The following is a 24095-nucleotide window of genomic DNA, read 5'->3' as shown; positions in this document are numbered from 1 at the left end:
CGGGCGTCGTCCGCTGTCTGCGGCTCGGCCTGTGCGGGCCCTTTACAGGGCGCCACCCGCGGCGCGCGGCGTGCCGTTGTCGGCTTCCTCGCCCACGCTCTCGCGGGTCAGGAAGGCCTCCACGTGGAACAGGTTGCCGTCGGCGCGGTCGATCACGGTGAGCAGCGTGCTCATCGACGCGACCTCCTCCACCTGCTCCTTCAGGAACCACTGGAGGAACTGCTCGCCGATGTAGTCGCCCTCGTCGCGGGCCGTCTTGGCGAGCGTGACGATCTGCTCGGTGACCTTCTTCTCCTGCTCCAGCGCGAGCGCGACCGGCTCGCGCGGCGCGGTGAAGTCGTTGCGCACGTCGTCCACACCGGGAATGGCCACCGGCAGTCCGCTGTCCATCAGGTACTGCACGATCATCATGGCGTGGTTGCGCTCTTCCAGCGCCTGCTTGTAGAAGTGCGACGCGAGGCGCGGCAGGTCGGCGGCGTCGAACCAGACCGCGATGGCCACGTACTGCTGCGAGGCCGTGAACTCGTTGCGCACCTGCTCCTGAAGCAGGTCGTGGAACTTCGAGGAACGCGCGGCGGTAATCTTCTTCAAGTTGACAGCCATACTCGCAGAATAACCGAAAGTGCGCTTTAATGCATTTCAGGTAAGGCTTACGAAGGTAAGGAAAGGGTTGCCGAAGAAAGCTTAGGCAACCCTTTCCGTTACGTTTCAGACGAGCGGCGCGCGGTCGATCGGGCACGACATGCAGCGCGGTCCGCCGCGGCCGGAGCCCAGCTCGGAGCCGCTGATCCGGATCACCTCGACGCCCGCGTCCTCCAGGCGCGCGTTCGTCTCCACGTTCCGCTCGTAGGCCACCACCAGGCCGGGGCCGACGGCCAGCGTGTTGTTGCCGTCGTCCCACTGCTCGCGCTCGGCGGTCACCGGGTCGAGCCCGGTGTCGATCACGCGCAGCCGCTCGATGCCCATCGCGTCGGCCGCCGCCTCCAGGAACGGCCGCCGGTCCTCGACCACGACGCCGCCCCCGCCGTCGGACCGCACGGGGTAGGCGAACAGGTTGTCCCGCACCGCCGGGTACATCACCACGGCGTCCCGGTCGACCATCGTGCACACGGTGTCCAGGTGCATGGTCGCCCGCTCCTGCGTGATCGGCACCGCCAGCACGGTGTGCGCCAGGCCGTCGGCCAGCGCGGACCGGGCGAACGACTCCGCGCCCGCGGGCGTGGTCCGCTCGCCGACGCCGATCGCCAGCACGCCCGGCGCGAGCAGCAGCACGTCACCGCCCTCGACCGGCGCGGAGTGCGCGCCGTACGCGCGGCCGGTGCGGCGGAACCGCGGGTGGTAGGCGTAGATCAGGTCGGTCAGCGCGGTCTCCCGGTCGCGCGCGGGCAGCGCCAGCGACGTGATCGCGACCCGGTCGCCGACCCACACCGACGAGTCGCGGGTGAACAGCAGGTTCGGCAGCGGGTCGACCGCGAAGTCGATCGGGTGGTGCATCTTGCGCACCAGCGACGCGCCCTCGGCGGCGGGCAGCTCCTCGAACGTCATCCCGGTCATCAGCGCGGTGGCCAGCTGGTCGGGGCTGATCGAGGCCAGGTGCGAGCGCAGCGCGTCGGCCAGGTCGATGCCCAGCCGCCGCTCGTTGACCGCGCTGTGGATCCCCGCGATCCGGGCCCGGTCGTCGTGCAGCGCGTCGACCAGCAGGTCCGCCAGCAGCAGCACCTCGACGCCGCGCCCGCGCAGCAGCTCGGCGAACGCGTCGTGCTCCTCCTGGGCCCGGTCGACCCACGGCACGCCGTCGAACAGCAGCTGGTCGTTGTTGCGCGGGGTCAGCCGCTTGAGCTCGGCGCCGGGACGGTGCAGCAGCACCGTGCGCAGGGGTCCGACTTCGCTGTCGACGCGGGGCGCCGCTGCCGGCTCGCCGTCGGTGGACGCGGTCTGGGCGATGTGCGCAGTCACGGATCGAGGGTAACCCGAGGTCGGTCGGATCAGCAGCTCTGAGTGGCCTGTTCCGGCGAGACTCGATCGTATGACCGCCTTCGAACGGCGATTCATTGCGTGATCTGGTGCCGGGGCTTTGTGAACGTTGCGTTGTCACGTGGACTACCGGTCCGGGGGTGCGGTTGCGGGATGATCGTGTTCTACCGGGGGAGGATCAGTGTCGGACTTCCGCTTGTTCGTCGACGCGCCTGGCCACGCCGCCTCGGCGACGAGCCAGTTGCTGCAAGAGCTGGTCAGGGGCGCGAAGGTCGACGCGCGGCCCGCGCCCGCCGCGTCGCCGGAGGGCTCCAAGAGCGGCGCGGGCGCGACCGTCGCCGAGCTCGTGCTCAACGGCGCGCTGCCCGCCGCGGTGGCCGCCGCGGTCGCGTCCGTGGTCACGTCGTTCGTGCAGCGCGGCAGCGCGCGCAAGGTGACGATCAAGACCCGTGACGACGAGATCACCGTCGAGGGCGTGGACGCCCGCTCGCAGAAGGCGCTGCTGGAGGCGTGGCTGCGCGAGCACGAGGGCGAGGGGTGAGGTGGGCCGGCACGCGCTCCTGGTGGCGACCGGCGAGTACGAGGACGTCCGGCTGAGCCGGCTGCGCGCGCCGGAGCAGGACGTGGAACGGCTCGCCGCCGTGCTGGAGGACCCGGACGTCGGCGGCTTCACGACGGTCGAGGTGCTGCGGGACCGCGCCGACCACGAGATCCGGCGCGCGGTCGAGGACCTGCTCGCGCCGCGCGAGGCCGACGACCTGGTGCTGCTGTACTTCTCGTGCCACGGCCTGACCACCCCCGCGCGGCGGCTGTACTTCGCCGCGTCGAACACCGTGCAGGACCGGCCCGCCGGCACCGCGATACCGCGCTCGTTCCTCAACGAGCAGCTGGAGGACTGCCGGGCGTCCGGGCGGGTCCTGCTGCTGGACTGCTGCTTCAGCGGCGCGTTCGTGGAGGGCTTCAAGGCGGGCGGGACCGGCGTGCTCGACGGCGGGGGCCTGGACGGGGCGGGCTCCGGGTACGTGGTGATGACCGCGTCCAACGCCTACGAGTACGCGTTCGAGCAGGACTCGCTGTCCCTGGACGCGCCGCTCGCGTCGCTGTTCACCGACGTGCTGATCGAGGGCCTGGCAGGCGGCGGCGCCGACCTCGACGGCGACGGGTGGATCGACGTCGACGAGCTGTTCAAGTACGCGCAGGCCGAGGTGCGCGCCAGGCGCCCCGACCAGACGCCGCAGTACTTCGCGCACGGCTCGTCGCAGCCGCTGCGGATCGCCCGCGCCGGTGGCTCCTCGGGACGTCGGCCGCGCGGCACGGCGTCGTACACGTCCGCGCAGTTGCTGGTGGCGCGTGGTTTCCGGGCCGCCGCCGAGCCGGTGTGCCGGACGCTGGGCCCGATGGGGCGGCGGGCCGTGGTGTTCGTCGACCGGCGGCCGGTGGAGCTGTCCGACGCGTCGGCGATCGCGGACGCGTTCGAGCCGGACGACCCGCGTGACCGGCTCGGCGCCGGGTACGTGCGCGACCTGGTGCGGGAGGTCCGACGGGAGGCCGGTGACGGCGCGGCGTCGGCGGTGGCCGTGGCGCGCGGCGCGATCGGCGGGCTGGTCGACGCGATGCGCGACGGGCACCACCCGGTGCGGCTGCTGCGCGGCGTCACGGCCGCCGCCGCCCGTGCGGACGAGCTGATCGAACTGTCCCTGGCGCGGCCGTTGCAGCCGGACGAGCTGACCCTGCTGGCCACCACCGCTTCAGGTGACCCCGAGGTCGGGCGGCTCGTCGGGTCCGTGGCCGTCGGCCCCGTCCTGGTCGAGGAGAGCAAGCGGTTCGAGCTGGAGCTCGAGTTCCACCGCGGCCTGCGCCTGGACCGCGGCTACGCGTCCGACCGGTTCGTCACCGACACCGTCGGCGGCACCGTCGTGCTGCAGGACGCCTGGGTGTTGCTGGCCGCCGGTCGGCTGACCGACGTCGACCGGTTGACGGGAGGGCTGGAGCTCGGCGAACACCCGCTGCTCGTGGTCTGCGAGATGCTGCCGCACGCGGAGCTCGCCGAGCTGCTGCGGGTGGGCGGGACGCGGGACGTGGTCGCGGTGACCGCCGAGCTGGACGAGGTGGAGCGGCTCCAGCGCGTGGTCGGCGGCGCGATCCACTACCCGTACTGGGGGAGCGACCCGGCGTTGAAGTCGTCGTTGGGCCGCGCGGCGAGGGTCGTGGTGACCGAACGGGACACAACGGTGCTGGCCCACCCCGGGGCGAACCGCGGTCACACCGCCGCTCTCATCCGGGCGCCCGCCGCTGACGTGGAGAAGGTGCGGCGGGCCGTGCGCGCGGTGGACAGCGCGGTGCAGGAGGGCGTGATCCGCGGCGGTGGCGTGGGCCTGGCCGAGGTGGGCGCCCTGCTCGCGCGGGACGCCGCCGGCGGCCCGGAGGAGATCGCCGGCTGGCGCGCCTTCGCCGCCGCCCTGTCGGAACCGGCCGCCCGGATCGCCGAGAACGCCGCCCTGGCCGTCGCCGACCTGGACGAGACCCTGCTGGACTCGGCCGGCGTCGCCCGCACCGTCGTCACCGCCGCCGCCCACACCACCTCCCGCTTCCTCCTCGTCCACTGACCCGGGTCGAACGCTCAGGCGATGAACCGCACGTCGGGGTGCTGCGGCGAGTCGCCCCGGAACAGCCCGGTGTCGCGCCCCTTCAGGTGCAGGTCGAAGTACCCGGCGAAGTACTCGTGCTGCGCGGCCGACGACCGGGTCGCGTCGATCTCGCCCACCAGCTCCCGCTGCTTGTCCGGGCTGAGCACCCCGCCCAGCTGCGGCACGGCGAACTGCAGGTCGGTGAAGCTGTAGTGCGTCGCCCCGTCGAAGTGCAGGTCGCGCTTCCACCCGCGCTGGTTCACCCAGAAGTCCGCCCACGTCGGGTCGAACTCCGGCGTCAGGTGCGAGTGCTCGACCCGCCCGCCCGTCACCGGGTCCACGAAGTCCGCGCCCACCAGCATGAACGGCCGGTCCAGCCCGCGCGTCACGACCTCGCCCGGCCGGTAGCCGTCACCGAAGCCGTGGGACATGGCGCCGTCCACGTTGATCCCCGCGTCGATCCGCCGGTCGTGCACCATCGTCTCGCCCGCCGTGAACCCGCCGTACGAGTGGCCGAACATGCCGACCCGCGACAGGTCCAGCGCACGGCCGAGCCCGCGCGGCAACGGGTCGCGTTCGGCGTCCGGGTTGTGCCCGCGCGCGATCGAACCCAGCTGGTCGAGCACGAACCGGGTGTCGGCCACCCGCGCGTCGAGCGCGGTCTTGAACTGGGTGGGGTCGTCCTCGTCGATCATCGGCGGCTCGACCCGCCCGTCGGGGAACTCGACCGCGAGCGACTCGTGCGTGTGCGACATCGAGACGACGACGTACCCGCGGCTCGCCAGGTCGTCGACGAGACCCGCGCCCAGCTCCCGCGCCGAGCCGAAACCGGGCGAGTGCAGCACGACGGGCCACCGGCCGAGGACCGGCGCGCCGGTGCGGGCGTGCCGCCGGGTCGAACCCCAGTCGACCGCGCCGGGCGGGATGTCGAGGAGCCCCGCCTCCCGGTCGACGGCCGCCGCCACGCCCGAGGTCATCCACGGCGCGCGTTCGCCGCCGGAGCCGTGCGCCGGGTAGGTGACGGTGACCATCACCTCCCGGTCCTCCGCCGGTCGCCACGGGTCCGGCCGCCGGTCGACCAGGTGCAGCTCGGTCGTGCCGACGGCGTGCCGGCCGCTCAGCTCGGGCATCGTGATCCGCAAGCCGGTGTCGGCGGCCGCGGGCGCGGCCAGACCGAGAGTCGCGACGGCCGCGACGGCGAGTGCTGTGGTGCGCATCAGGTCCCCCCTCTTGTCGGGTCACCTGATGCTGTCGGGAGCGGCTGTCGCCACGCGTCCGCCTCGCGGCTGACCGGGCGTCGTTCGCGCGGAGGACCTCAGGGCAACCAGGACACGTGCCCGCGCAGCAGCGTGTAGCCGACGAACGCGACCACGTCGAGCAGCGCGTGCGCCACCACCAGCACCCACAGCCGGTTCGTGCGCTGCCACACCTTGCCGAACACCAGGCCCATCACCACGTTGCCGATGAACCCGCCGAACCCCTGGTACAGGTGGTACGAGCCGCGCAGCACCGCGCTGGCCAGCAACGCCGTGTTCTCCCGCCACCCGAGCTGCCGCAGCCGGGTGATGAAGTACCCGACGACCAGCACCTCCTCCGCCCACGCGTTGCCCACCGCGGACAGCACCAGCACCGCGCTGCGCCACCACGAGGAGTCCAACGTGGACGGCAGCACGGCCAGGTTCAGCCCCAGGTTCCACGCGACCAGGTAGAACACCAGTCCCGGAACGCCGATCACGGCCGCCAGCCCGAGGCTGCCCAGCGCGTCCGGCCCGACGCGGGTCCGGTCCAGCCCGAGCGCCTTCAGCTTGATCCCGCCCTGCCACAGCAGGTACAGGCCGAGCCCGCCCCACGCGGCCAGCTGCACGACGCCCAGCAGCTGCGCGATCAGGTCGAGCAGGTCGAACCGCGCCTGCGGGACGTTGATCGCGACCTTCTGCTCGTTCAGCGGCACGGGGTCGAGCAGGCTGTCGAGCAGCCGCACCAGGCTGCGCGCCCCGGACAACCCGAGCGTCACGGCGAAGACGAGCAGCAGTTCCAGCCGGTAGCCGCGGCGCGTCCGGGCGTCGAGGTCTTCGATCACGCCCCTACGTTAACCGCGCGGGCGTCACCGGCGTTGGGCCAGGAAAGGGCAGCCCATCAGGCGACGCAGCTCCGCGGCCAGCTCCTGCGCCGTGCCCACCGGGCGGGAGAACGCGATCCGCACGTCGTGGTCGGAGTCCGCCATCTCCACCCGCAGCCGCAGGCCGAAGCGGTCCAGGCCGAGCGGGCGCACGTGACCGCCCCTCAGCTCCTCCGGCAGGTGCTGGGAGAGCAGGCCCACCACGTCCCGGTGCGACAGCTCCAGGTGGCGCAGCCAGTGGTCCTCGTGCGCGGCGAACGGGTCCGGCTCCGCCTGCGCGAACAGCTCCGGCCGCAACGACGTGGTGCCCTCCGCGTCGGCCACCACCAGCGACGCGGGCGAGAGCCGCAGCGCCGACGCGCCGTGCCCGACGTCGAGCAGCCGAGGGTCCGGCCGCGCCTCCGCGACCTGGAGGCTCGCCTCGCGCGCCTCCCCCGGCGTGAGCGTGCGCAGCCAACCGGTGATCCACAGCAGCCCCCGGACCGGCTCGCGCAGCTGCACGGGCGCCTGGTCGGCGAGCTCCAGCATCGCGGTCACCTCGGTCCCGCGCGCGGCCTCGACCAGCGGGTGCCCGTCGGGCAGCACGATCGTCGCGTCACCGTCCGCGTGGACGTGGTGCAGCACCGGGGTGATCCGGTTCTCCGTGCCGCCGGAGGGCAGCAGGGCCGCGCGCCCACCACGGGCGGCGATCGTGCGGGCCCGCTCCGCCGGATGCGGCGCCGGCGGACGACGTGTCTCGTTCACCCGCTCACCTCCCAACTTAGGGCAGCCTAACTTGATGGGGCCCCGCGGCGGTAGTCCCACGACCGGCTTACCGGCGCTCCGCCGGGCCGGAGTCGTCCAGGCAGGTTAGGGGGTCCGCCGCGGCCGTGCCGACCAGGCGCGCGGGAAGAGCGCCGCGGATCGCCCCGGTCGCCCCCGGTCGGGTCCGCGGTTCGGTCCGGTTGGCCGATTCGGCGGGCCGCGCGTTCGTCGTAACCTTGGCACGCCTGGCGGAGGTGGCTCGTGGTCGTGCCGAACAAGCCGTCCACCCGGGGAGCGGCCCTCGACGACCGGTGGACCCGGTACTGCATGGAGATCGCGGGCCGGCGGGCGTTCGGCTGGGTCGTGGTCGGCGCGCTCGCGTTCGTGCTCCAGCTCGCGCTGATCTTCGTGTTCACCGTGTCGTCCGCCCTGCCGCTCGTGCTGCTGCTGTTCTCCGTGCTCGTCCTCGGGTTCGGGCTGACGCGGCGGCAGGTGCTGCCCGAGGTCCTCGGCGAGCACGCGTGGGTCTACGTGCGCATCCACTGGCGCGGCGGGCTGCTCGTCGTGCACGGACCGCGGCCGCTCGTGCTGGACGTCAGCGCCGGACCCCTCGCCCGCGGGCGGATCAACCGGCACCGGCGCGCGTGGGTCGTCGCCCCCGACCGCGCCGGGAACACCGTGGTCACGTTCCGCGGCGTGCCGAAGCTGTTCCCGGCGAAGGTCGTCCGCCGGTGAGTTTGCTGATCATCTATTCGGTTACCCACCGGGGGGACTTCTGGTTTGCTGGGAGCGGTGGTGGGCGAGGCTTGGGTGGACAAGTGCCTGACCAGTGCGGATCGCCGCGCGGTCGGGTTCCTCGGGCTGGCGGTGTTCGCCTTCCTGACGCTGTGGGTCGTCTCGGAGTGGGCCGGGTCGCGCTGGGTGTTCGTGCTCACACCGCTGTGCGTGGAGCTCGCCGTGCCCGGGCTGCGGCACTTCTTCTCGCGGCGCGCCCTGCGGCGGCTGCTCGACACCTACCCCCGGCACGCCGTCTCGGTGCACTTCGTGCCGGGGCGCACCCGCGTCGGGCGGCAGACGTACCTGGAGACGGCGGGCTCCGACCGGACGTTCCTGCGGCTGGCCGAGATCCCCGAACGCGTCCGCGAGAACATCCGCCGCGGCGGCCGGGTGTGGCTGGCCGGACCCGACCCGCGCGGCCGGACCGCCGTGCTGACCAGGGGCGCGCCGTTCACGACGCTCGGCCGGATCGTCATCCGCTGAGGCTCACCGGCCCACCGGGATCCCGCTCTGCTCGGCCCACGCGGCGACGTCCTCGCGGCGCAGGGCCGTGGCCAGCAGGTCCGGGAACCGGTCCGGGGTGCACGCGAACGCCGGCGCGCCCAGCTCGGACAGCTTCGCGGCCAGCTCGTGGTCGTAGGCGGGCGTGCCGCCGTCGGACAACGCGAGCAGCACCACCACCGTCACCCCGCTCTGCACCAACTCCCGCACGCGCCGCTGCAACTCCCGCGCCACACCGCCCTCGTACAGGTCGCTGATCAGCACCATGACGGTGTCCGTCGGGCGGCGGACCAGCGACTGGCCGTAGGCGACGGCGCGGTTGATGTCCGTGCCGCCACCCAGTTGGGTGGAGAACAGCAGGTCCACCGGGTCCTTGAGCTGCTCGGTCAGGTCCACCACCTCGGTGTCGAACACGACCAGCTTCGTGTCGACGGCCTTCAACGAGGCCAGCGAGGCGCCGAGCACGGCGGAGTAGACGACCGACTCGGCCATCGAGCCGGACTGGTCGACCAGCAGGACCACGTCCCGCAGCGAGGCCTGGCGGCTGCGCCTGCTGTTGCCGACCAGGTCCTGCACGATCACCGTGCGCTGGTCGGGCTGGTAGTGGCGCAGGTTCTTGCGGATCGTGCGATTCCAGTCCACATCGGACAGCCGCGGGCGGCTGGTGCGGCGGGACCGGTCGATCGCGCCGTGCACGGCGGCCAGGAGGCGGTCGGCGAGCTTGCGCTCGATGTCCTCGACCACCTTGCGCACCACGGCGCGGGCGGTCTCGCGGGTGCGTTCGGGGATGGCGCGGGAGAGCGAGACCAGCGTGCCGACCAGGCTCACGTCCGGCTCGACGCTGGAGAGCAGTTCCGGTTCGAGGAGCAGTTGGCGCAGGCCCAGGCGTTCCACGGCGTCCTTCTGCATCACCTGGACGACCGAGCTGGGGAAGTACGTGCGGACATCGCCCAACCACCGGTGCAGGACGGGCGACGACCCACCCAACCCGGCACCGCGCTTGCCACCGGCGTCCACCGCGTCCCCACCACCGCCGTACAACCCGGTCAACGCGGAATCCCGCCGCTGGTCGTCGTCGCCGAGCGCACCGAGATCCCCGGCCGCCCCACCCAACAACAACCTCCACCGCCGCTGCCGCTCAACCGCGATATCCTGCGTCACGCGCCCACCTGCCATCCCGGCCACCCCAGGGCCCTCAGTCACACCATCGGGTGATCATCGCCCGAAAATGTACGGAAACACTGTTACCGCCCCTCGGTTAAAACATGAGGAGCCCCGACAACCACCACCCATCCCAACCCCCCGGACCCCTGGCCCCACCCACCCCACGACCCCGACCCACCGCCTCCCGACCCACCGCCTCCCGACCCACCGCCTCCCGAACCGGGCCGCCTCACCCCGCACCCCGCCCGCCTCACCCCGCACTCCGCCCGCCACCTCCTGCCCCTGCCTCTGCCGCGTGGCCACGCGCGTCACGCGCCCGCACCCAGCAGATCGCGCACGTGGCCGGCAAGACGTGCCGCGAGCTCTTCGTCCCAGTCGCCCGCCGCCATCGCACCGCCCGCCACCGTGCCCTTGACCCGGTCGCCGAGCATCCGGCGCTCGGCCGGGCTGAAATCACCCACCGCGCGGCGCAGGAGCGGCAGCGCGGCGGCGAAATCCGCGCCGGACAGGCCGGTCAGCCACTCGTCCACGACGCCGAACAGGCGTGGATCGGCGGTGAGCAGGGCGGCCGACCCACGCAGGAAGCCCGCCACGAACGCGGTCGCGCCGGCCGCCAGCGAGACCGCGCGGTGCAGGCGGGTGGCGACTTCGTCGGAGTCCAGGGCGCCCGTTTCCCACAGCAGGCGCGTCGCCCGGCCGGTCGGCAGGCCGTGCGCGTCGGGCATCGCGACCAGCGATTTCAGCGCGCGCTGCCACGTGTCGCGGTGCTCGTCGTCGGCGGCCAGGCGCACCGCGTCGTCCGCGCCCTCGACCGCCTTGACCGCCCGTTCCGCCGTGTCCTCGTCCACGCCCCGGCACGCGAGCGGCAGGCCGACCGCGCCGCGGGCCAGCAATCCGTGCAGCGCAACGCGAAGCAGTTCCGGGTCCGTGCCGCGCACCGAGCCGTAGCGGACGGTCGTCGCCAGGTCCGGCAGGGCGGACAGGAGTTCCAGTGCGTCGGTCGCGGCGGCGGCGCAGCGGTCCAGGGCTTGGCGGGACGCGGCGACGGCCTCCGGGATCTCGCACCCCACGGCCTGGCTCAGCGCTTCGGCGGCGTCGACCACCCGGGTGGCCGCCGCGGCACGGGCGATCAGCACGGTCCGGGCGGCGGATTCGACCGTCGTGCCGTGCCGCGCGGCGACGGCCAGCGCGACCGCGAACTCCGGCCGCCAGTGCAGCTGCCAGGCCTCGGCGAACGTGCCCAGGGTCCGGGTCGTGTCCGGCGTGCCCCACGGGACGTCGAGGACTTCCAAGCGCCGCAACAACTTCGAGCGTTCGCGATCGGTGTCCTTGCGCAGGTCGAAGCGCATCGGCTTGATCGCCGCACTGGCCGGCATCCGCAGCCGGCGTTGCCACCGCGCCAGGTCCGCGGCCAGCGGTGACGTCGGGACGTCGTCGCCCACCACGCCCAACCGCTCACCGACCACCAACTGCTCGTGCACCAAGCGGAGCGGGGTCGCGTCACCGCCGCACAACACCGCCAGCGACGCCTCCATCACCTCCGAAAGCCCCGGCGACGGCCGCCCGCGCATCGCCGCCAACGCGTCCGCCAGCCGCACCGCCTCCACCGCGCTCGCCGTCGACGCGGGCAAGTCCTCGGCCCGCAACACCGCGCACGCCTTCGCGAACCACCGCGGCACGGCGTCGCCGCGTTCGGCGCACTCCCACAAGTGCGCGTACCAACCCGGCGAAGCGACACCCGCGCCGTAACCGGACGACGCCGCCAGCCGACCGTGGCTCCACGGCACCCACGTGCCCGAGATCTTCTTGCGCGGCAAGCCCTTCAGCGCCGCGGCGTCGACCGACGCGGGCGGCAGGGTGCGCAGCGCGGGCACGTGCCACGCGCCGGCCACCACCGCGATCGGGCCCTCGACGTCCTTCAACGCCTGCCGGACGTTCTGCCGCATCGCGGCTTCCCGGCGCAACGTGCGGACGTCCACCTGGTCGGCGAACTCCTCCCGCAGCGCGCCCATCGCCTCCGCGACCGCCTCGGCCAGGTCACGCGGGTCGGTGTGGTGCTCGACCACGTCCTCCCACCAGCGTTCGGGGTCGTCGAAACCCGCCGCCTCGGCCAGCGTGCCGAGCGGGTCGAGCGCCGCCTTCGGTGCGTTCTCGGGGGAGTCAGAGGTGTCGGGGGTGTCGGGAGTTTCGGATGTCTCGGGCGTGTCGGGGTCGGACAGGGAGGCGGCGGCCGGCAGGTCGAAGAACCGCACCGGGACGCCGTTGGCCTGCGCCCACGTCATCGCCCGCCACTCCGGCGAGAACTCGGCGAACGGCCAGAACGCGGCCCGCGCCGGCTCCGCCTCGTCGTGCAGCAGCAACGCCACCGGCGGGGTCAGGTTCGGCACGTGCGGCAACAGGGCGTCACCCTCCGGTGGTCCCTCGATCAGGACCACCTCCGGCCGCACGGCCGCCAACGCCGCCGCGACCATGCGCGCCGAACCCGGACCGTGATGCCGGATACCGAGCAGCGTCACCCGTTCCGGCAAGGGCTGGTCGCGCGCCATCAGCCCACCGTGTCCTGGCACGCCCGGTACAGGTCACGCCACTCGGCGCGCTCCTTCACCACCGCCTCCAGGTACTCCTGCCACGCCGCCGTGTCCGACACGCGGTCCTTCACCACCGCGCCGAGCAGGCCGGACGCCAGCTCGTCGGCGGTGATCGTGCCGTCGCCGAAGTGCCCGGCCAACGCCATGCCGCTGGTCACCACCGAGATCGCCTCGGCCGTGGACAGGCTGCCGCTCGGCTTCTTCAGCTGCGTGCGTCCGTCCACAGTGGACCCGTTGCGCAGCTCGCGGAAGATCCGCACCACCCGGCGCACCTCCTCCAACGCCGGCGGCTCGGCGGGCAGCCGCAACGCCCGGCCGAGCTGGGCGGCCCGCGCCGACACGATCTCCACCTCGTCGTCCTCGGTCGCGGGCGGCGGCAGCACGACGGTGTTGAAGCGGCGGGCGAGCGCCGACGACATCTGGTTCACGCCGCGGTCGCGGTCGTTCGCGGTGGCGATCACGGTGAACCCCGGCACGGCCTGCACCTGCACGCCCAGCTCCGGGATCGGCAGCGTCTTCTCGGACAGGATCGTGATGAACGAGTCCTGCACCTCGGCGGGCATCCGGGTCAGCTCCTCGACCCGGACGACCGCGCCCTCGCGCATCCCCGTCATCACCGGGCTCGCCACCACCGCCGCCTCGGACGGCCCCTCGGCGATCAGCCGCGCGTAGTTCCAGCCGTAGCGGACCTGGTCCTCGCCCGTGCCCGCGGTGCCCTGCACGACCAGCGTCGAGTTGCCGCTCACCGCCGCCGCGATGTGCTCCGACAGCCACGACTTCGCCGTGCCCGGCACGCCGACCAGCAGCAACGCCCGGTCGGTGACCAGCGTGCCGACGGCGATCTCGACCAGCCGCCGGTCGCCGACGTACTTCGGGGTGATCACGGTGCCGTCCGCGAGCGTGCCGCCGAGCACGTAGGTGACCACCGCCTGCGGCGACATCCGCCACTGCGGCGGGCGGGGCCGGTCGTCCGCCGCCGCCAAGGCCGCGAGCTCGGCGGCGTACTGCTGTTCCGCGGCGGGCCGCAGCACGGATTCGGTGGTCACTGGCTTTCCTCCCGGTGGTTGAACGCCTCGCGCAGCTGCATGCGCAGGCGCAGGACGTCGAGTTCGACGGTGTGCTCGGGCCAGCGCTCGGTGATGCGGGCCCAGTTCGCGCCGAGCACCTCGGCGTCACCCCTGGCCAGCAGCACCGCGGGCGGCCGGCCGGCGCGCCACCTCGGGTCGCGCATCCCGGCGTAGCGGTCGAGCAGGTCCGCGGTGGCCTGCGCGCTCCACGGCCCGGGCAACTGCGAGCACGCGTGGTCGAGCAGGTCGTAGTTCCACTGCCGCGACACCTCGACGACGGTGCGCGCGGCCAGCTCGGCGGGCAGGCCGCCGAGCATCTCCAGCTGCTCCATGCCGGTCAGCGACCGGGTCGCCGCGACCGCCCACGGCCGGGCGTCGTCGGCGAGCTTGAGGTTCTGCGCCACGCCGCGCAGCAGCGAACTCGCCCACGGGCCGCGGGCGAGTTCGGCGGCGGCGCCCTCGTCGTCGGTGTTCAGCCGGCCGGTCCAGTGCTGTGGCGGCACGCTCGCCGCCGCGCCGCGCAGCCGACCCGCGACCCCCGCCTCGGAACCGTCTTTCAGCAGGTCACGGGCCTCGTCCGGCTCGGGGGACGTCTCGGCCCACAGCTCGTCGGTCTGCACGTCGAAGCCGTCCGCGGTCAGCCACAGGCCGCGGTGCAGGCGTTCGGCGGCGCGTTCGGCCAGGTCGGACGCGGGCAGGGTGCGCAGCAGCCGCAACGCCTCGTCGTGCACGCCGATCGCGCGATCGTCCAGCGCGCGTTCGAGGAGCGGTTCGTCGTCCGGCCCGAGGTTCGCCTCCAGGGCGCTGATCAGCACCTGGCGGTCGGTGGCGCGGCGTTGGACCTCGAATTGCGCGGCCAGGAACGCGCGCGTGCCCGCCGGGTCCTGGTGGCGGGCGCGGCGCAGGGCGGCGAGGCGGGACGTGCCGGGCAGGTCGAGGGCCTGTTCGAGGTCGATCTCCTCCGCGACCGCGCCGGTCGCCGCCCACGCCCAGGCCGGGCGGATGGCCGCCAGCCACCGGCCGCGGGCGCCGAGGACGGCGGACACGGCGGGGCGCAGGCCGGGGTGCGCGGTGCCCAGGCCGAGCAGCGCGGGCAGCTCGCGGTGGTCGGCGACGACGCGTGCCGTCTTGGCCATGCCGCACCACTCCGTGAGCAGCACCTGGTCGTCGAGGGCCAGGATCTGGACCAGCACGGACCTCGCGGCCGGGTGGGCGCGCACGTCGTCGGACGCCGGGGCGGCCGGCAGCGGCGGGGTGTCGACGGGCGGCGGGAGCTGCGCGCCGTGTGCGGCCAGGCCCAGGGCGGCGACGCGGTCCAGCAGGGCGGTCGGCGTCGTGCCCGCGCGGTGGGCGCCGATCAGGGCCGCTTGGACGGCCTCGTCCCATTCGGCTTGGAGGGTCATGGCCGGCCGCCGATCGAGATCCAGTCCGCTGGGTCCGCTGGGTCGGCCGGTTTGGCTGGGTCGGCTGGTTCGGCTGAGGTGGCTGGTTCGGCTGGGGTGGTGGTGCGTCGGAGGGTTTCGTGACGGGGGTCGGTGGGACGGTGGTCGGTGGGACGGGGGCGGCTGGTCGGTCGGGGGTGGGGTTGGGGGGTCGCGGTTCCTCGTATGCAACCGAGGGTTGGTAACGGTGTTTCCGTACATTTTCGGGCGATGATCACCCGATCGTGTTCGAGGAGTGCCCGTGCTGCCTGCGTGATCATCCCACTACCTCCGGTGCTCCGCCCGGCGTGGCGACGGCGCCCAGGCGCAGTTCGCGGCCGTTCCACAGGCCCCACGCGTCGAACTCCTCGCCGCCCGTCAGCGCCAGCGCCTGGTCCAAGGCAAGGTCGCCGCGAACCTGGAGGCCGCGGCCTTCGCCGTCGACCAAGTGCCTGATGTCCGCACTGACCCGGACCGCCGCGCAGCCCAACGGGTGGAGGCGTTGCCAAGGGTCGGCTTTCAGCTGCTCCTCCAGCCCGGCCAGCGCGGCCCGCCACGACGCCGGCGCGGGCACCGGGTCCGGTTGCTGCTCCACCAGCAACTCGCCCACGGCCACCCGGTGCGGCGGGACGCCGGGATACGGGTGCAGCACCCCCTGCACCTGCACCCCGTGCGTCAACGGCGGCACGGGGCGGGCGCCGCCACCGGCATGCCGCACGGCCACCACCCAGCCGTGCGCCCGACCCCACGCCCACTGCCGCACGGTCCGCACGAGGCCGTCGTCGCTCTCCACCTTCAACAACGGCGCCCACTGGTCCGTCCAACCCGGACCGGCGCGCACCTCCTCCTCGGTCACGGAGAACCCCAGCCGGCGGCGAATCACTGGATCAGGTGAGGACGACAGCCGCGCCAACAAATGCAGCCCGCCCAACCGGTCCGCCGCGTCGTGCGCCCACCGCGGCCCGCCCGCCGCCACGATCCCGCGCACCTCGTCCACCGCCGACGCCAGCCCCTTGGCCTGCGCGTCCACCATCCGCGCCTGGATCGAGTGCCACCACGCCGCGTCACGCGCGGGCAGCCCCGCCAACCCCGCGCCGGCCACGTCGCCCAGCCAGTCGGTCAACCCGGCGACGCCGGCGCGCACCGCGTTCTCCCTGGCCCTGGCCGTCTTCTCCTTGGCCTTGGCCCGCCGCTCGACCGCCTCCGGCGACTCGTCGGAGGCGGAGGAGCCCGACGAGCCCGACCCGGCGGGACCCGCGGCACGCTTGCGGCGGTTCAGCCACTCCGTCACCCAGTCGGGCGTCTCCGCCACCGGGAACGGCTCGCGCAGGTCCCGCAGCTGCAACGCCAACGCGTGCTTGCACGGGAACTTCCGCGACGGGCACGAGCACTTCGTCGCCCGGTCGCCCAGGTCGACGCACACCTGGTACGGGTTCTTGCCGCTGCCCTTGCACAGACCCCACAGGGCCGTGTCGCTGCGACCCGTCCCCTGCCACCCGGAGAACCCCGCCAGCCGGGTGGCGCTGCTCGCCACCTGGCCGTCCGGGGCCTGCTCCAGAAGCGCTTGTGCGTCCATGCCGGCAGACGTTAGAGGCACCCACCGACAGAATCGGGGCACTCGACGGCAGAAAGTCGATCAATCCAGGTCAGGACCCCGACGTGCCCAGGACCAGGCGTACTTGGGGTCCTCGGACGCCACCGCGGCCTCGCCGAGGTCGAGCGGCCGGAAGGTGTCGACCATGACCGCGGTCTCGTCGAAGTAGTCCACCCCGAGCGACGCCTCGACGGCACCCGGCTGCGGCCCGTGCGTGCAGCCGGACGGGTGCAGCGACAGCGAGCCGATGCCGATGCCGGAGCCCTTGCGCGCCTCGTAGTTGCCGCCGACGTAGAACATCAGCTCGTCCGAGTCCACGTTGGCGTGGTTGTACGGCACCGGGATCGCCAACGGGTGGTAGTCGACCTTGCGCGGCATGAACGAGCACACCACGAAGTTCGGCCCCTCGAACGTCTGGTGCACCGGCGGCGGCTGGTGCACGCGGCCCGTGATCGGCTCGAAGTCGCGGATGTTGAACACCCACGGGTACAGGCACCCGTCCCAGCCGACGACGTCGAACGGGTGATTGGCGTAGGTGAACCGGGTGAGGCCCGCGCGGTGCCGCACGAGCACCTCCACGTCCTCGCCCTCGACCAGCAACGGCTCCGCCGGCCCGCGGATGTCGCGCTCGCAGTACGGCGAGTGCTCCAGGAACTGGCCCTTGGCCGACAGGTACCGCTTCGGCGGTCCGATGTGTCCGGTGGCCTCCAGCACCAGGATGTTCATAGGCTCCGACGGCACCACGCGGTACGTGCACGACGTCGGCAGCACCACGTAGTCGCCCTCGGCGACCGGCAGCGCGCCGTAGATCGTCTCCACCACCCCCTCGCCGGACTGCACGTACAGCAGCTCGTCGCCGGCCGCGTTGCGGTACAGCGGGCTGGGCGCGGTGGCGGTCACGAAACCGATGACCACGTCGGCGTTGCCGAACAGCGTGCGGCGGCCGGTGACCGCGTCCACCTCGGCGGACTCCCAGGTCAACGCCGGTGTCTTGAAGTGCCGCGGCTTGAGCGGGAGGTTCGGCGTCAACGCGCCGCGCGTCTCTTCGACGGTGACCGCGTCGACGATCGCGGTCGGCAGGTGGCGGTGGTAGAGCAGCGCCGAATCGGCCGAGAAGCCCTCGACCCCCATGAGCTCTTCCGCGTACAGCCCGCCCTCCGGTGTGCGGAACTGGGTGTGGCGCTTTCGGGGGATCTCACCCACCTGGCGGTAGTACGCCATGGTTCACTCCGGGCGTTCGATAGTCGGACATCTTTGTTCATTGACCGGTACGCCACTAGCGTGTCAGCCGTGTCAAGCGCCTTCGAACTCCGTGCGCCCGGTCCACGCGGCACTCCGCCCCTGCTCGCGAGGCTTGTCGACGACGCCGCACTGTTCCCGCCGGGCAACGCCTCGATGCCCGACGCGGTCCGCGGCCACCTCGACGCACGTGCCGGGGAATGGGCCGGTGCGGTCGGCCTCTTCCTGTGCCCCGCTTCGCGACTGGCCGAGCTCATCACCGAGTTGATCAAGGTCAAGCCGGTGAAGCCGGTCGCCCTCTCGCTGGTCATCGACACGGGTCTGGGAGGTGTGCCCAAGGCCGTGTCGATCGTCGAGTCCCGCAGTGAGCTCTTGGCGCTGCGGATGGTCGAGATGCCGGCCCCGTCCGACGTGGACGAGGTGTGGCTCGAACGCGTCTCCGAGTTCGTGCCCGAGGACGTCATCCGCGTCGTCGAGCCCCGGCGGGGCGGCGCCGAGTGGCTGGACGGCGTGCGCCGCGTCATCGAGCACGGCAGCTGGCCGAAGCTGCGCTGCGGCGGGGTCAGCAAGGAGAACTTCCCGAGCGTGGACGAGGTCGCCGACTTCCTGGCCGTGGTGAGCAGCGGCGGCGTGGCCTTCAAGGCGACCGCCGGCCTGCACCACGCCGTGCGGCACACGGACGCCGAGACCGGGTTCACCCACCACGGGTTCCTCAACCTGCTCGTCGCAACCGCGCGTTCGCTCTCCGGTGGCGACGTGCGCGAGGCGTTGTCCAGCACGGACGCGGTCGCGCTGGGCGAAGAGGCCAACGGGCTGTCCGACCAGGCCGCGCACGCCGTCCGGGGCGTGTTCGCCTCCTACGGGTCGTGCTCGCTGGACGAGCCGATCGCCGACCTGGAGGAGCTGGGTCTGCTGTGAGCTGGATCGAGGACCCCGCGTTCACCGCGGACGAGCCGTTCGGGCCGCAGACGCTGCCCTACGGCGTGGTGCCCGGCGGTGTCGCGGTGCGGGTGGGCGACCAGGCGTTGTTGCTGCGGGGACTGGCCCTGGGCGAGCGGCTGGAGCCCTTGGTGGCCACGGGCACGCTGGACGCCCTGCTGGCGGCCGGCCGGCCCACGTGGAGCGAACTGCGGGCGCGGCTGGTCGAGATCGTCTCGGCCACGTCGGCGCCGCGCGGCGCGGAGCTGGTCGGGCTGGACGGCGCCGTGCTGCCGTTCACCGTGGCCGACTACGTGGACTTCTACTCGTCGCGCCACCACGCGGAGAACGTCGGCCGGATCTTCCGGCCCGACGGCGAGGCCCTGCTGCCGAACTGGACGCACCTGCCCGTCGGCTACCACGGCCGGGCCGGGACGGTGGTCGTGTCCGGCACGCCGATCGTCCGGCCGCACGGGCAGCGGCGGTCGTCGTCCGGCCCGGTGTTCGGGCCGACGGGCCGGCTGGACATCGAGGCCGAGGTCGGGTTCGTCTGCGGCGGGCCGGTCGCCTCGCGGCTGACGCCGTCGCAGGCGGTCGAGCACGTGTTCGGCGTGGTGCTGGTCAACGACTGGTCCGCGCGGGACGTACAGGCGTGGGAGTACCAGCCGCTCGGGCCGTTCCTGGGCAAGTCGTTCGCCACGTCGGTCTCGGCGTGGATCACGCCGCTGGAGGCGTTCGCGGTGGCCCGGGTGTCGCCGCCGCCGCTGGGCAACGACCTGCTGCCGTACCTGGTCGAGGACCGGTCGTGGGGCCTGGACATCGACCTGGAGGTCGAGTGGAACGGCACGGTGGTGTCCAGGCCGCCGTTCCGCGAGATGTCGTGGACTTTCGCGCAACAACTCGCGCACCTGTCGGTGAACGGCGCTACCGTTCGGCCGGGCGACCTGATCGCGTCGGGCACCGTGTCCGGCCCGGCCCGCGACGAGCGCGGCTCCTTCCTGGAGCTGAGCTGGGGCGGGAAGGAGCCGGTGGTGCTCGACGACGGCGAGCGGACGTTCCTGGAGGACGGCGACACGGTGCGGATCACCGCGACGGCTCCGGGTGAAGGCGGTTCGGTCGTCGGGCTGGCCGAGGTCCTCGGCACGGTCGTCCCCGCCGACGAGAGGTAGAGCGTGGTCAGACCCGATCCCCGCGGCCGGCTGCCGGCACCCGCGTCGAAGGAGAGCTCGCTGACCCTGGAGCGGGGCCTGGCCCTGCTCCAGGCGGTGGCCGACGCCGAGTCGGAGGCGCCGTCGATCAGCGAGCTGGCGGCGGCCATCGGCGCGTCGCGGGCGGCGGTGTACCGGCTGCTGGTGCCGTTGCAGTCGCGTGGGCTGGTGCGGCGGGAGGGGTCGAAGGTGCGGCTCGGGCTCGGCGTGCTGCGGCTGGCGTCGAACGTGCTGCCGCAGTTGCGGCTGGCCGCGCAGCCCGCGCTGCGGACGCTGGCGGAGACGGTGGGCGCGACGGCGCACCTGACCGTGGCCGACGGGAGCGAGGCGCAGGCGGTGGCCGTGGTGGAGCCGTCGTGGACGGCGTACCACGTGGCCTACCGGGTCGGGTCGCGCCACCCCGTGCACCGGGGCGCGGCGGGCAAGGCCATCGGGCTTTCGCCGGAAGGGCGGCAGTGGGTCCACTCGACGGGCGAGTTGCAGCCGGGTGCGTTCGGGGTGGCGGCGCCGGTGCGGGGCGTGCCCGGATTGCGGGCCAGCGTGGGCGTGGTGGCCCTGGAGAAGCTGGACGGTGACGTGGTGGGGCCGCACGTGGTGCGGGCGGCCCAGGAGGTCGCTGACGCGTTGCGCTGACGCACAGTAGCCTCTGGGACACTCTCAGTGAGACTGAGGGGAACGAAGTGATCGCTCTGTCCGAGGACATGGAGAACTCGGCCGAGGACGTCCACTTGTTCACGGTCGCCGAATACGCGGCGCTCGGGGAGACCGAGCGCGGCTACTCCGAGCTGCAAGAGGGTCGCACCTTGACGTCACCGAGCCCGAGTCCGCGCCACATGATGGCTTCGGGTGAGCTGTTCGTCCAGCTCCGTGACCAGGTGCCCGGCGACTTGGTCGCGATCCAGGACGTCGACGTCGACCTGGAACTGGTCCCGCCGGGCGATCCCGGATTCTCGCGGCGGCCCGACCTGGTCGTCGTGCCGCGTGAGGCGACCCGGAGCGGGGGACTGCTCAAGGCGTCCGACGTGCTGGTGGTGATCGAGATCGTGTCGCCCGGGTCGAAGCGCATGGATCGGGTGATCAAGCGTGGGGAGTACGCGGACGCGGGTATTCCGCACTACTGGATCGTCGACCTCGACCCGCCGGTCTCGTTGGTGGCCTGCCACCACGCCGGCGAGTTCGGGTACCAGGACGCCGGCGACGTGACAGGCGAATTCACCACCTCCGTGCCGTTCCCGGTGACGCTCAAGCTCGACGGGCTGGTCTGACACCCGGGTCGGACCGGTGGTCAGCGGTCCGACGCGGAGGACGCGCAGGAGGGTGGTCCGGAGGGTGCGCCGACTCCTCCTCGGACAGCTCGGCCGGCCTCGACCTCCTCGCTCGCCGCGTGGCCGAGCTTCACCGTGACGGCGATCAGCAGTCCACCGGCAGCCTGTCGTCGAACTCGCCCGTCTCCCGGCCCCGCCGGATCACCCGCGCCGGCCGCCCGGCGACCGGATCGCCGCCGGGTACACCCTGCACGTGGTCAACCTCGGCAAGCCGCTCGCCATCGACGTCCACTTCTTCGGGCGGTTCACCCCGGACGGCCGGATGCGCGAGGCCCACCTGCTCACCCGCGGCGTCGAGGCGACCGCTTAGCCCACCACCGCCTGCCACAGGGCCACCAGGGCGAACGCGGCGAACACGAAGCCGCTGACCCGCTGGATCAGGTGCGTCGGGATGCGGGTGGCGATCCGGCGGCCCACCAGGACCGCGATGGCGGCGACCGTGACCAGCGCCAGGAACGCGCCGAGGCCGACGAACACGGGGCTCGCGTAGCGGGCGGACAGGGCGGCGGTCGCCAGCTGCGAGGCGTCGCCCCACTCGGCGGCGAACAGCACGCCGAACGACGTGAGCGCGGCCCGCCGGAACGTCACCCGACCAGGTCCGTCCGCGGCCGCGCCGGTCTCGTCGCCGTCCTTCGAGAAACCCTCTTTGAGCAGCAGGAACGCGCCCACGCCGAACAGCGCGGCGACCACGCCCGCGACCACCCGGTCGGGCAGGAGGGTGAGCACGCCGCCGAACGTCGCGGCCACCACGCACTGGATCGCGAACGCCGCCGTGACGCCGACGAACACCGGCCACGCCCGGTACCGCGTGGTGAGCACGAGGGTGGCGACCATGGTCTTGTCCGGCAGCTCGGCCAGGAAGACGATGGCGAAAGCCGTCGCCGCCGCGATGAGTTCAGGTGCCACGGGAACCTCCGACGTCCGATGTGAACCCGGACGGAGGCAGCACGACCCCGACCGGGCGTGGTGCGCTACCCGGCCGGAGGTCTCGTTCGCCCGTTCCGGAGAACGGGTGAGGGACCGGATCCGCGCGCAGGCGGATCAGTGTGTCGATCCTCTCGCCCCGGTCGTGGTGACCCGGGGGAACTACTCCCCTCTGGCGAACCCAGACTACCCCGTGCGGCCGTCCACCTCGGACGTGACGGTGCGCACGCGCCGCTGGTCCGGCTCGATCGCGATCACGGCGATGGCAGGAACGCCAGGCCCGGGGAGGACGTCGCCGGCTCGCGTCGAACCTCAACCTGGTGGCCGGCCGCAGACCAGGAGTTCGCACACAGGACCTTGGTCCCGGGTCCCGGGGGACCGTCGTACCTGAGGCCGGCCCCCGGCCCGGACCTACGGTCGACCCGTGGACGTCCTCGACCTGGCACGGTGGCAGTTCGGCATCACCACCGTCTACCACTTCCTGATGGTGCCGCTGACCATCGGGCTCTCCCTGCTGGTGGCGGGGATGCAGACCGCGTGGGTGCGCACGGGTGACCGCAAGTACCTGGCGATGACCAAGTTCTGGGGCAAGCTGCTGCTGATCAACTTCGCCATGGGCGTGGTCACCGGCATCGTGCAGGAGTTCCAGTTCGGCATGACCTGGAGCGCCTACTCGCGCTTCGTCGGCGACGTGTTCGGCGCGCCGCTGGCGATGGAGGGCCTGGTCGCGTTCTTCGTCGAGTCGACGTTCCTCGGGCTGTGGATCTTCGGCTGGGACCGCCTGCCGAAGAAGGTCCACCTGGCCTGCGTGTGGGCGTTCTCGCTGGCCACGATCGCCTCGGCGTACTTCATCCTGGCCGCGAACTCGTGGATGCAGCACCCCGTCGGCGTGGAGCTGGTCGACGGGCGGCCGCGGCTGACGTCGATCTGGGCGGTGCTGGGCAACAACACCACGCTGGCCGCGTTCCCGCACACGATCTTCGGCGCGTTCGCCGTCGCCGGGACGTTCCTGGTCGGCGTCGCGGCGTGGCACCTGTGGCGGCGCAGCGACGACGGGCCGGTGTGGCGCGCGTCGGTCAAGTTCGGCACGTGGGTGGGCGTCGCGGCGTTCACCGGGCTCGCGATCACCGGTGACATGCAGGGCAAGCTGATGTTCGAGCAGCAGCCGATGAAGATGGCCGCCGCCGAGGCGCTGTGCCACACCGAGTCGCCCGCCGCGTTCTCGGTGTTCGCGCTCGGCGACGTGTCGCGGCCCGACTGCGAGAACGTCAAGAGCATCACGGTGCCCGCGCTGCTGTCGTTCCTGGCCCACAACGACTTCACCACCGAGGTGAAGGGCATCGAGGACCTGGTGCCGATGTACCAGGAGAAGTACGGCGCGAACTACCCGGTCGACCCGAAGCTCGGCGAGCTGTCGGGCAAGCCGATCGACTACGTGCCGAACCTGCCGGTCACGTACTGGGGCTTCCGGCTGATGATCGGCTTCGGCGGCATCGCGGTCGGCGCGGGGCTGCTGATCCTGTGGCTGACGCGCGGTGGTCGGACGCCGCGCGGCCGGTGGTTCAAGTGGCTGGCGCTGGGCAGCATCGCGACGCCGTTCCTGGCCAACAGCTTCGGCTGGATCTTCACCGAGATGGGTCGGCAGCCGTTCGTGGTGGTGCCGAACCCGAGCGGGGTGGACGGGGTGTGGATGTTCACCGCGCGGGCCGTGTCGTCGTCGACACCGGGGGAGGTGTTGACGTCGCTGGTCGCCTTGACGCTGGTCTACGGGGTGTTGGCGGGCGTCGAGGTGTTCCTGATCCGGCGGTACGTCCGCGCGGGGATCGCGGGCGTGCTGCCGGCTCGAAAGCCGGATGACGACGCCGGATCGCGTGACGACGACGTCCTGACGTTCGCTTACTGAGA

General features: G+C 72.8%; 21 protein-coding genes. 9 read left to right on the top strand and 12 right to left on the bottom strand.

The window, feature by feature from the left end; translation table 11 throughout:
* Positions 1-42: 42 nt before the first annotated feature.
* A complete protein-coding gene (locus ACZ7GX_RS00320; RefSeq protein WP_498771178.1) occupies positions 43-603 on the bottom strand; it encodes a ferritin in 561 nt (186 codons plus the stop codon).
* Positions 604-708: 105 nt separating this feature from the next.
* Positions 709-1956, bottom strand: a complete 1248-nt coding sequence (locus ACZ7GX_RS00315; RefSeq protein WP_498771176.1) for an arginine deiminase — start codon at positions 1954-1956, stop codon at positions 709-711.
* Between the two features lie 199 nt (positions 1957-2155).
* On the opposite strand from ACZ7GX_RS00315, the gene ACZ7GX_RS00310 reads away from it, so the two are divergent.
* A complete protein-coding gene (locus ACZ7GX_RS00310; RefSeq protein ID WP_498771174.1) occupies positions 2156-2515 on the top strand; it encodes a hypothetical protein in 360 nt (119 codons plus the stop codon).
* A gap of 1 nt (position 2516) precedes the next feature.
* A complete protein-coding gene (locus ACZ7GX_RS00305) occupies positions 2517-4580 on the top strand; it encodes a caspase, EACC1-associated type (protein WP_498771172.1) in 2064 nt (687 codons plus the stop codon).
* 14 nt (positions 4581-4594) lie between these two features.
* On the opposite strand, the gene ACZ7GX_RS00300 is transcribed toward ACZ7GX_RS00305, so the two are convergent.
* The 3 genes from ACZ7GX_RS00300 to ACZ7GX_RS00290 all read right to left on the bottom strand — a co-directional run bounded on the left by ACZ7GX_RS00300 (position 4595) and on the right by ACZ7GX_RS00290 (position 7464).
* Positions 4595-5818 carry an alpha/beta hydrolase family protein gene (locus ACZ7GX_RS00300; protein ID WP_498771170.1) on the bottom strand — a complete coding sequence of 408 codons (1224 nt, stop codon included), beginning with the start codon at positions 5816-5818 and terminating at the stop codon, positions 4595-4597.
* Between the two features lie 98 nt (positions 5819-5916).
* The gene (locus tag ACZ7GX_RS00295; protein ID WP_498771168.1) at positions 5917-6681 is read right to left on the bottom strand and encodes a CPBP family intramembrane glutamic endopeptidase; all 765 of its coding nucleotides are present in this window, start codon (positions 6679-6681) and stop codon (positions 5917-5919) included.
* Positions 6682-6705: 24 nt separating this feature from the next.
* Positions 6706-7464, bottom strand: coding sequence for a DUF2470 domain-containing protein (locus ACZ7GX_RS00290; protein WP_498771166.1), 759 nt, complete (start codon positions 7462-7464; stop codon positions 6706-6708).
* A 261-nt stretch (positions 7465-7725) separates the two neighbouring features.
* Here ACZ7GX_RS00290 and ACZ7GX_RS00285 point away from each other — a divergent pair, with 261 nt between their 5' ends.
* Positions 7726-8199, top strand: a complete 474-nt coding sequence (locus tag ACZ7GX_RS00285) for a hypothetical protein (protein WP_498771164.1) — start codon at positions 7726-7728, stop codon at positions 8197-8199.
* 60 nt (positions 8200-8259) lie between these two features.
* Positions 8260-8724, top strand: a complete 465-nt coding sequence (locus ACZ7GX_RS00280; RefSeq protein WP_498771162.1) for a hypothetical protein — start codon at positions 8260-8262, stop codon at positions 8722-8724.
* A 3-nt stretch (positions 8725-8727) separates the two neighbouring features.
* Here the strand turns inward: ACZ7GX_RS00280 and ACZ7GX_RS00275 are convergent, their stop codons facing one another.
* The 6 genes from ACZ7GX_RS00275 to ACZ7GX_RS00250 form a co-directional block, all read right to left on the bottom strand.
* The gene (locus tag ACZ7GX_RS00275; RefSeq protein ID WP_498771160.1) at positions 8728-9918 is read right to left on the bottom strand and encodes a VWA domain-containing protein; all 1191 of its coding nucleotides are present in this window, start codon (positions 9916-9918) and stop codon (positions 8728-8730) included.
* A gap of 296 nt (positions 9919-10214) precedes the next feature.
* Positions 10215-12452: a DUF5682 family protein gene (locus ACZ7GX_RS00270; protein WP_498771158.1), complete on the bottom strand. Its 2238-nt coding sequence runs from the start codon at positions 12450-12452 to the stop codon at positions 10215-10217.
* Positions 12452-13540, bottom strand: coding sequence for an ATP-binding protein (locus tag ACZ7GX_RS00265; protein WP_498771156.1), 1089 nt, complete (start codon positions 13538-13540; stop codon positions 12452-12454). Before ACZ7GX_RS00265 ends, ACZ7GX_RS00270 begins: the two co-directional genes overlap by 1 nt.
* Positions 13537-14964: a DUF5691 domain-containing protein gene (locus tag ACZ7GX_RS00260; protein WP_498771154.1), complete on the bottom strand. Its 1428-nt coding sequence runs from the start codon at positions 14962-14964 to the stop codon at positions 13537-13539. Before ACZ7GX_RS00260 ends, ACZ7GX_RS00265 begins: the two co-directional genes overlap by 4 nt.
* A gap of 295 nt (positions 14965-15259) precedes the next feature.
* On the bottom strand, positions 15260-16558 hold the full coding sequence (locus tag ACZ7GX_RS00255) for an SWIM zinc finger family protein (RefSeq protein WP_498771152.1): 1299 nt from the start codon (positions 16556-16558) through the stop codon (positions 15260-15262).
* Positions 16559-16618: 60 nt separating this feature from the next.
* Positions 16619-17797 (bottom strand): homogentisate 1,2-dioxygenase, encoded by a 1179-nt coding sequence (locus ACZ7GX_RS00250; protein ID WP_498771150.1) that lies wholly within the window; start codon positions 17795-17797, stop codon positions 16619-16621.
* Positions 17798-17866: 69 nt separating this feature from the next.
* Here ACZ7GX_RS00250 and ACZ7GX_RS00245 point away from each other — a divergent pair, with 69 nt between their 5' ends.
* Genes ACZ7GX_RS00245 through ACZ7GX_RS00230 form a run of 4 tightly spaced genes read left to right on the top strand, consistent with a single transcriptional unit; the run spans position 17867 to position 21206 of the window.
* Positions 17867-18733 carry a hypothetical protein gene (locus ACZ7GX_RS00245; protein WP_498771148.1) on the top strand — a complete coding sequence of 289 codons (867 nt, stop codon included), beginning with the start codon at positions 17867-17869 and terminating at the stop codon, positions 18731-18733.
* On the top strand, positions 18730-19902 hold the full coding sequence (locus tag ACZ7GX_RS00240) for a fumarylacetoacetate hydrolase family protein (protein ID WP_498771146.1): 1173 nt from the start codon (positions 18730-18732) through the stop codon (positions 19900-19902). Before ACZ7GX_RS00245 ends, ACZ7GX_RS00240 begins: the two co-directional genes overlap by 4 nt.
* A gap of 3 nt (positions 19903-19905) precedes the next feature.
* Complete coding sequence (locus tag ACZ7GX_RS00235; RefSeq protein WP_498771144.1) at positions 19906-20574, top strand: IclR family transcriptional regulator; 669 nt, start codon at positions 19906-19908, stop codon at positions 20572-20574.
* A gap of 47 nt (positions 20575-20621) precedes the next feature.
* Complete coding sequence (locus ACZ7GX_RS00230; protein WP_498771142.1) at positions 20622-21206, top strand: Uma2 family endonuclease; 585 nt, start codon at positions 20622-20624, stop codon at positions 21204-21206.
* A 366-nt stretch (positions 21207-21572) separates the two neighbouring features.
* On the opposite strand, the gene ACZ7GX_RS00225 is transcribed toward ACZ7GX_RS00230, so the two are convergent.
* Positions 21573-22172: a TMEM165/GDT1 family protein gene (locus ACZ7GX_RS00225; RefSeq protein WP_498771140.1), complete on the bottom strand. Its 600-nt coding sequence runs from the start codon at positions 22170-22172 to the stop codon at positions 21573-21575.
* Positions 22173-22614: 442 nt separating this feature from the next.
* Between ACZ7GX_RS00225 and ACZ7GX_RS00220 the strand changes: the two genes are divergently transcribed.
* Positions 22615-24093 (top strand): cytochrome ubiquinol oxidase subunit I, encoded by a 1479-nt coding sequence (locus ACZ7GX_RS00220; protein ID WP_498771138.1) that lies wholly within the window; start codon positions 22615-22617, stop codon positions 24091-24093.
* Positions 24094-24095 lie beyond the last annotated feature (2 nt).

The sequence above is a fragment of the Actinosynnema sp. NPDC037264 genome (assembly GCF_055603705.1).
The sequence above is the reverse complement of the archived record's forward strand: the minus strand, read 5'-3'. Positions and strand labels throughout refer to the sequence as shown.

Bases quoted from the DNA above. Each gene is read 5' to 3' on its own strand.
- ACZ7GX_RS00320 (WP_498771178.1), bottom strand. From the start codon at position 603: ATGGCTGTCAACTTGAAGAAGATTACCGCCGCGCGTTCCTCGAAGTTC.
- ACZ7GX_RS00270 (WP_498771158.1), bottom strand. From the start codon at position 12,452: ATGGCGCGCGACCAGCCCTTGCCGGAACGGGTGACGCTGCTCGGTATC.
- ACZ7GX_RS00300 (WP_498771170.1), bottom strand. From the start codon at position 5,818: ATGCGCACCACAGCACTCGCCGTCGCGGCCGTCGCGACTCTCGGTCTG.
- ACZ7GX_RS00275 (WP_498771160.1), bottom strand. From the start codon at position 9,918: ATGGCAGGTGGGCGCGTGACGCAGGATATCGCGGTTGAGCGGCAGCGG.
- ACZ7GX_RS00260 (WP_498771154.1), bottom strand. From the start codon at position 14,964: ATGACCCTCCAAGCCGAATGGGACGAGGCCGTCCAAGCGGCCCTGATC.
- ACZ7GX_RS00255 (WP_498771152.1), bottom strand. From the start codon at position 16,558: ATGGACGCACAAGCGCTTCTGGAGCAGGCCCCGGACGGCCAGGTGGCG.
- ACZ7GX_RS00250 (WP_498771150.1), bottom strand. From the start codon at position 17,797: ATGGCGTACTACCGCCAGGTGGGTGAGATCCCCCGAAAGCGCCACACC.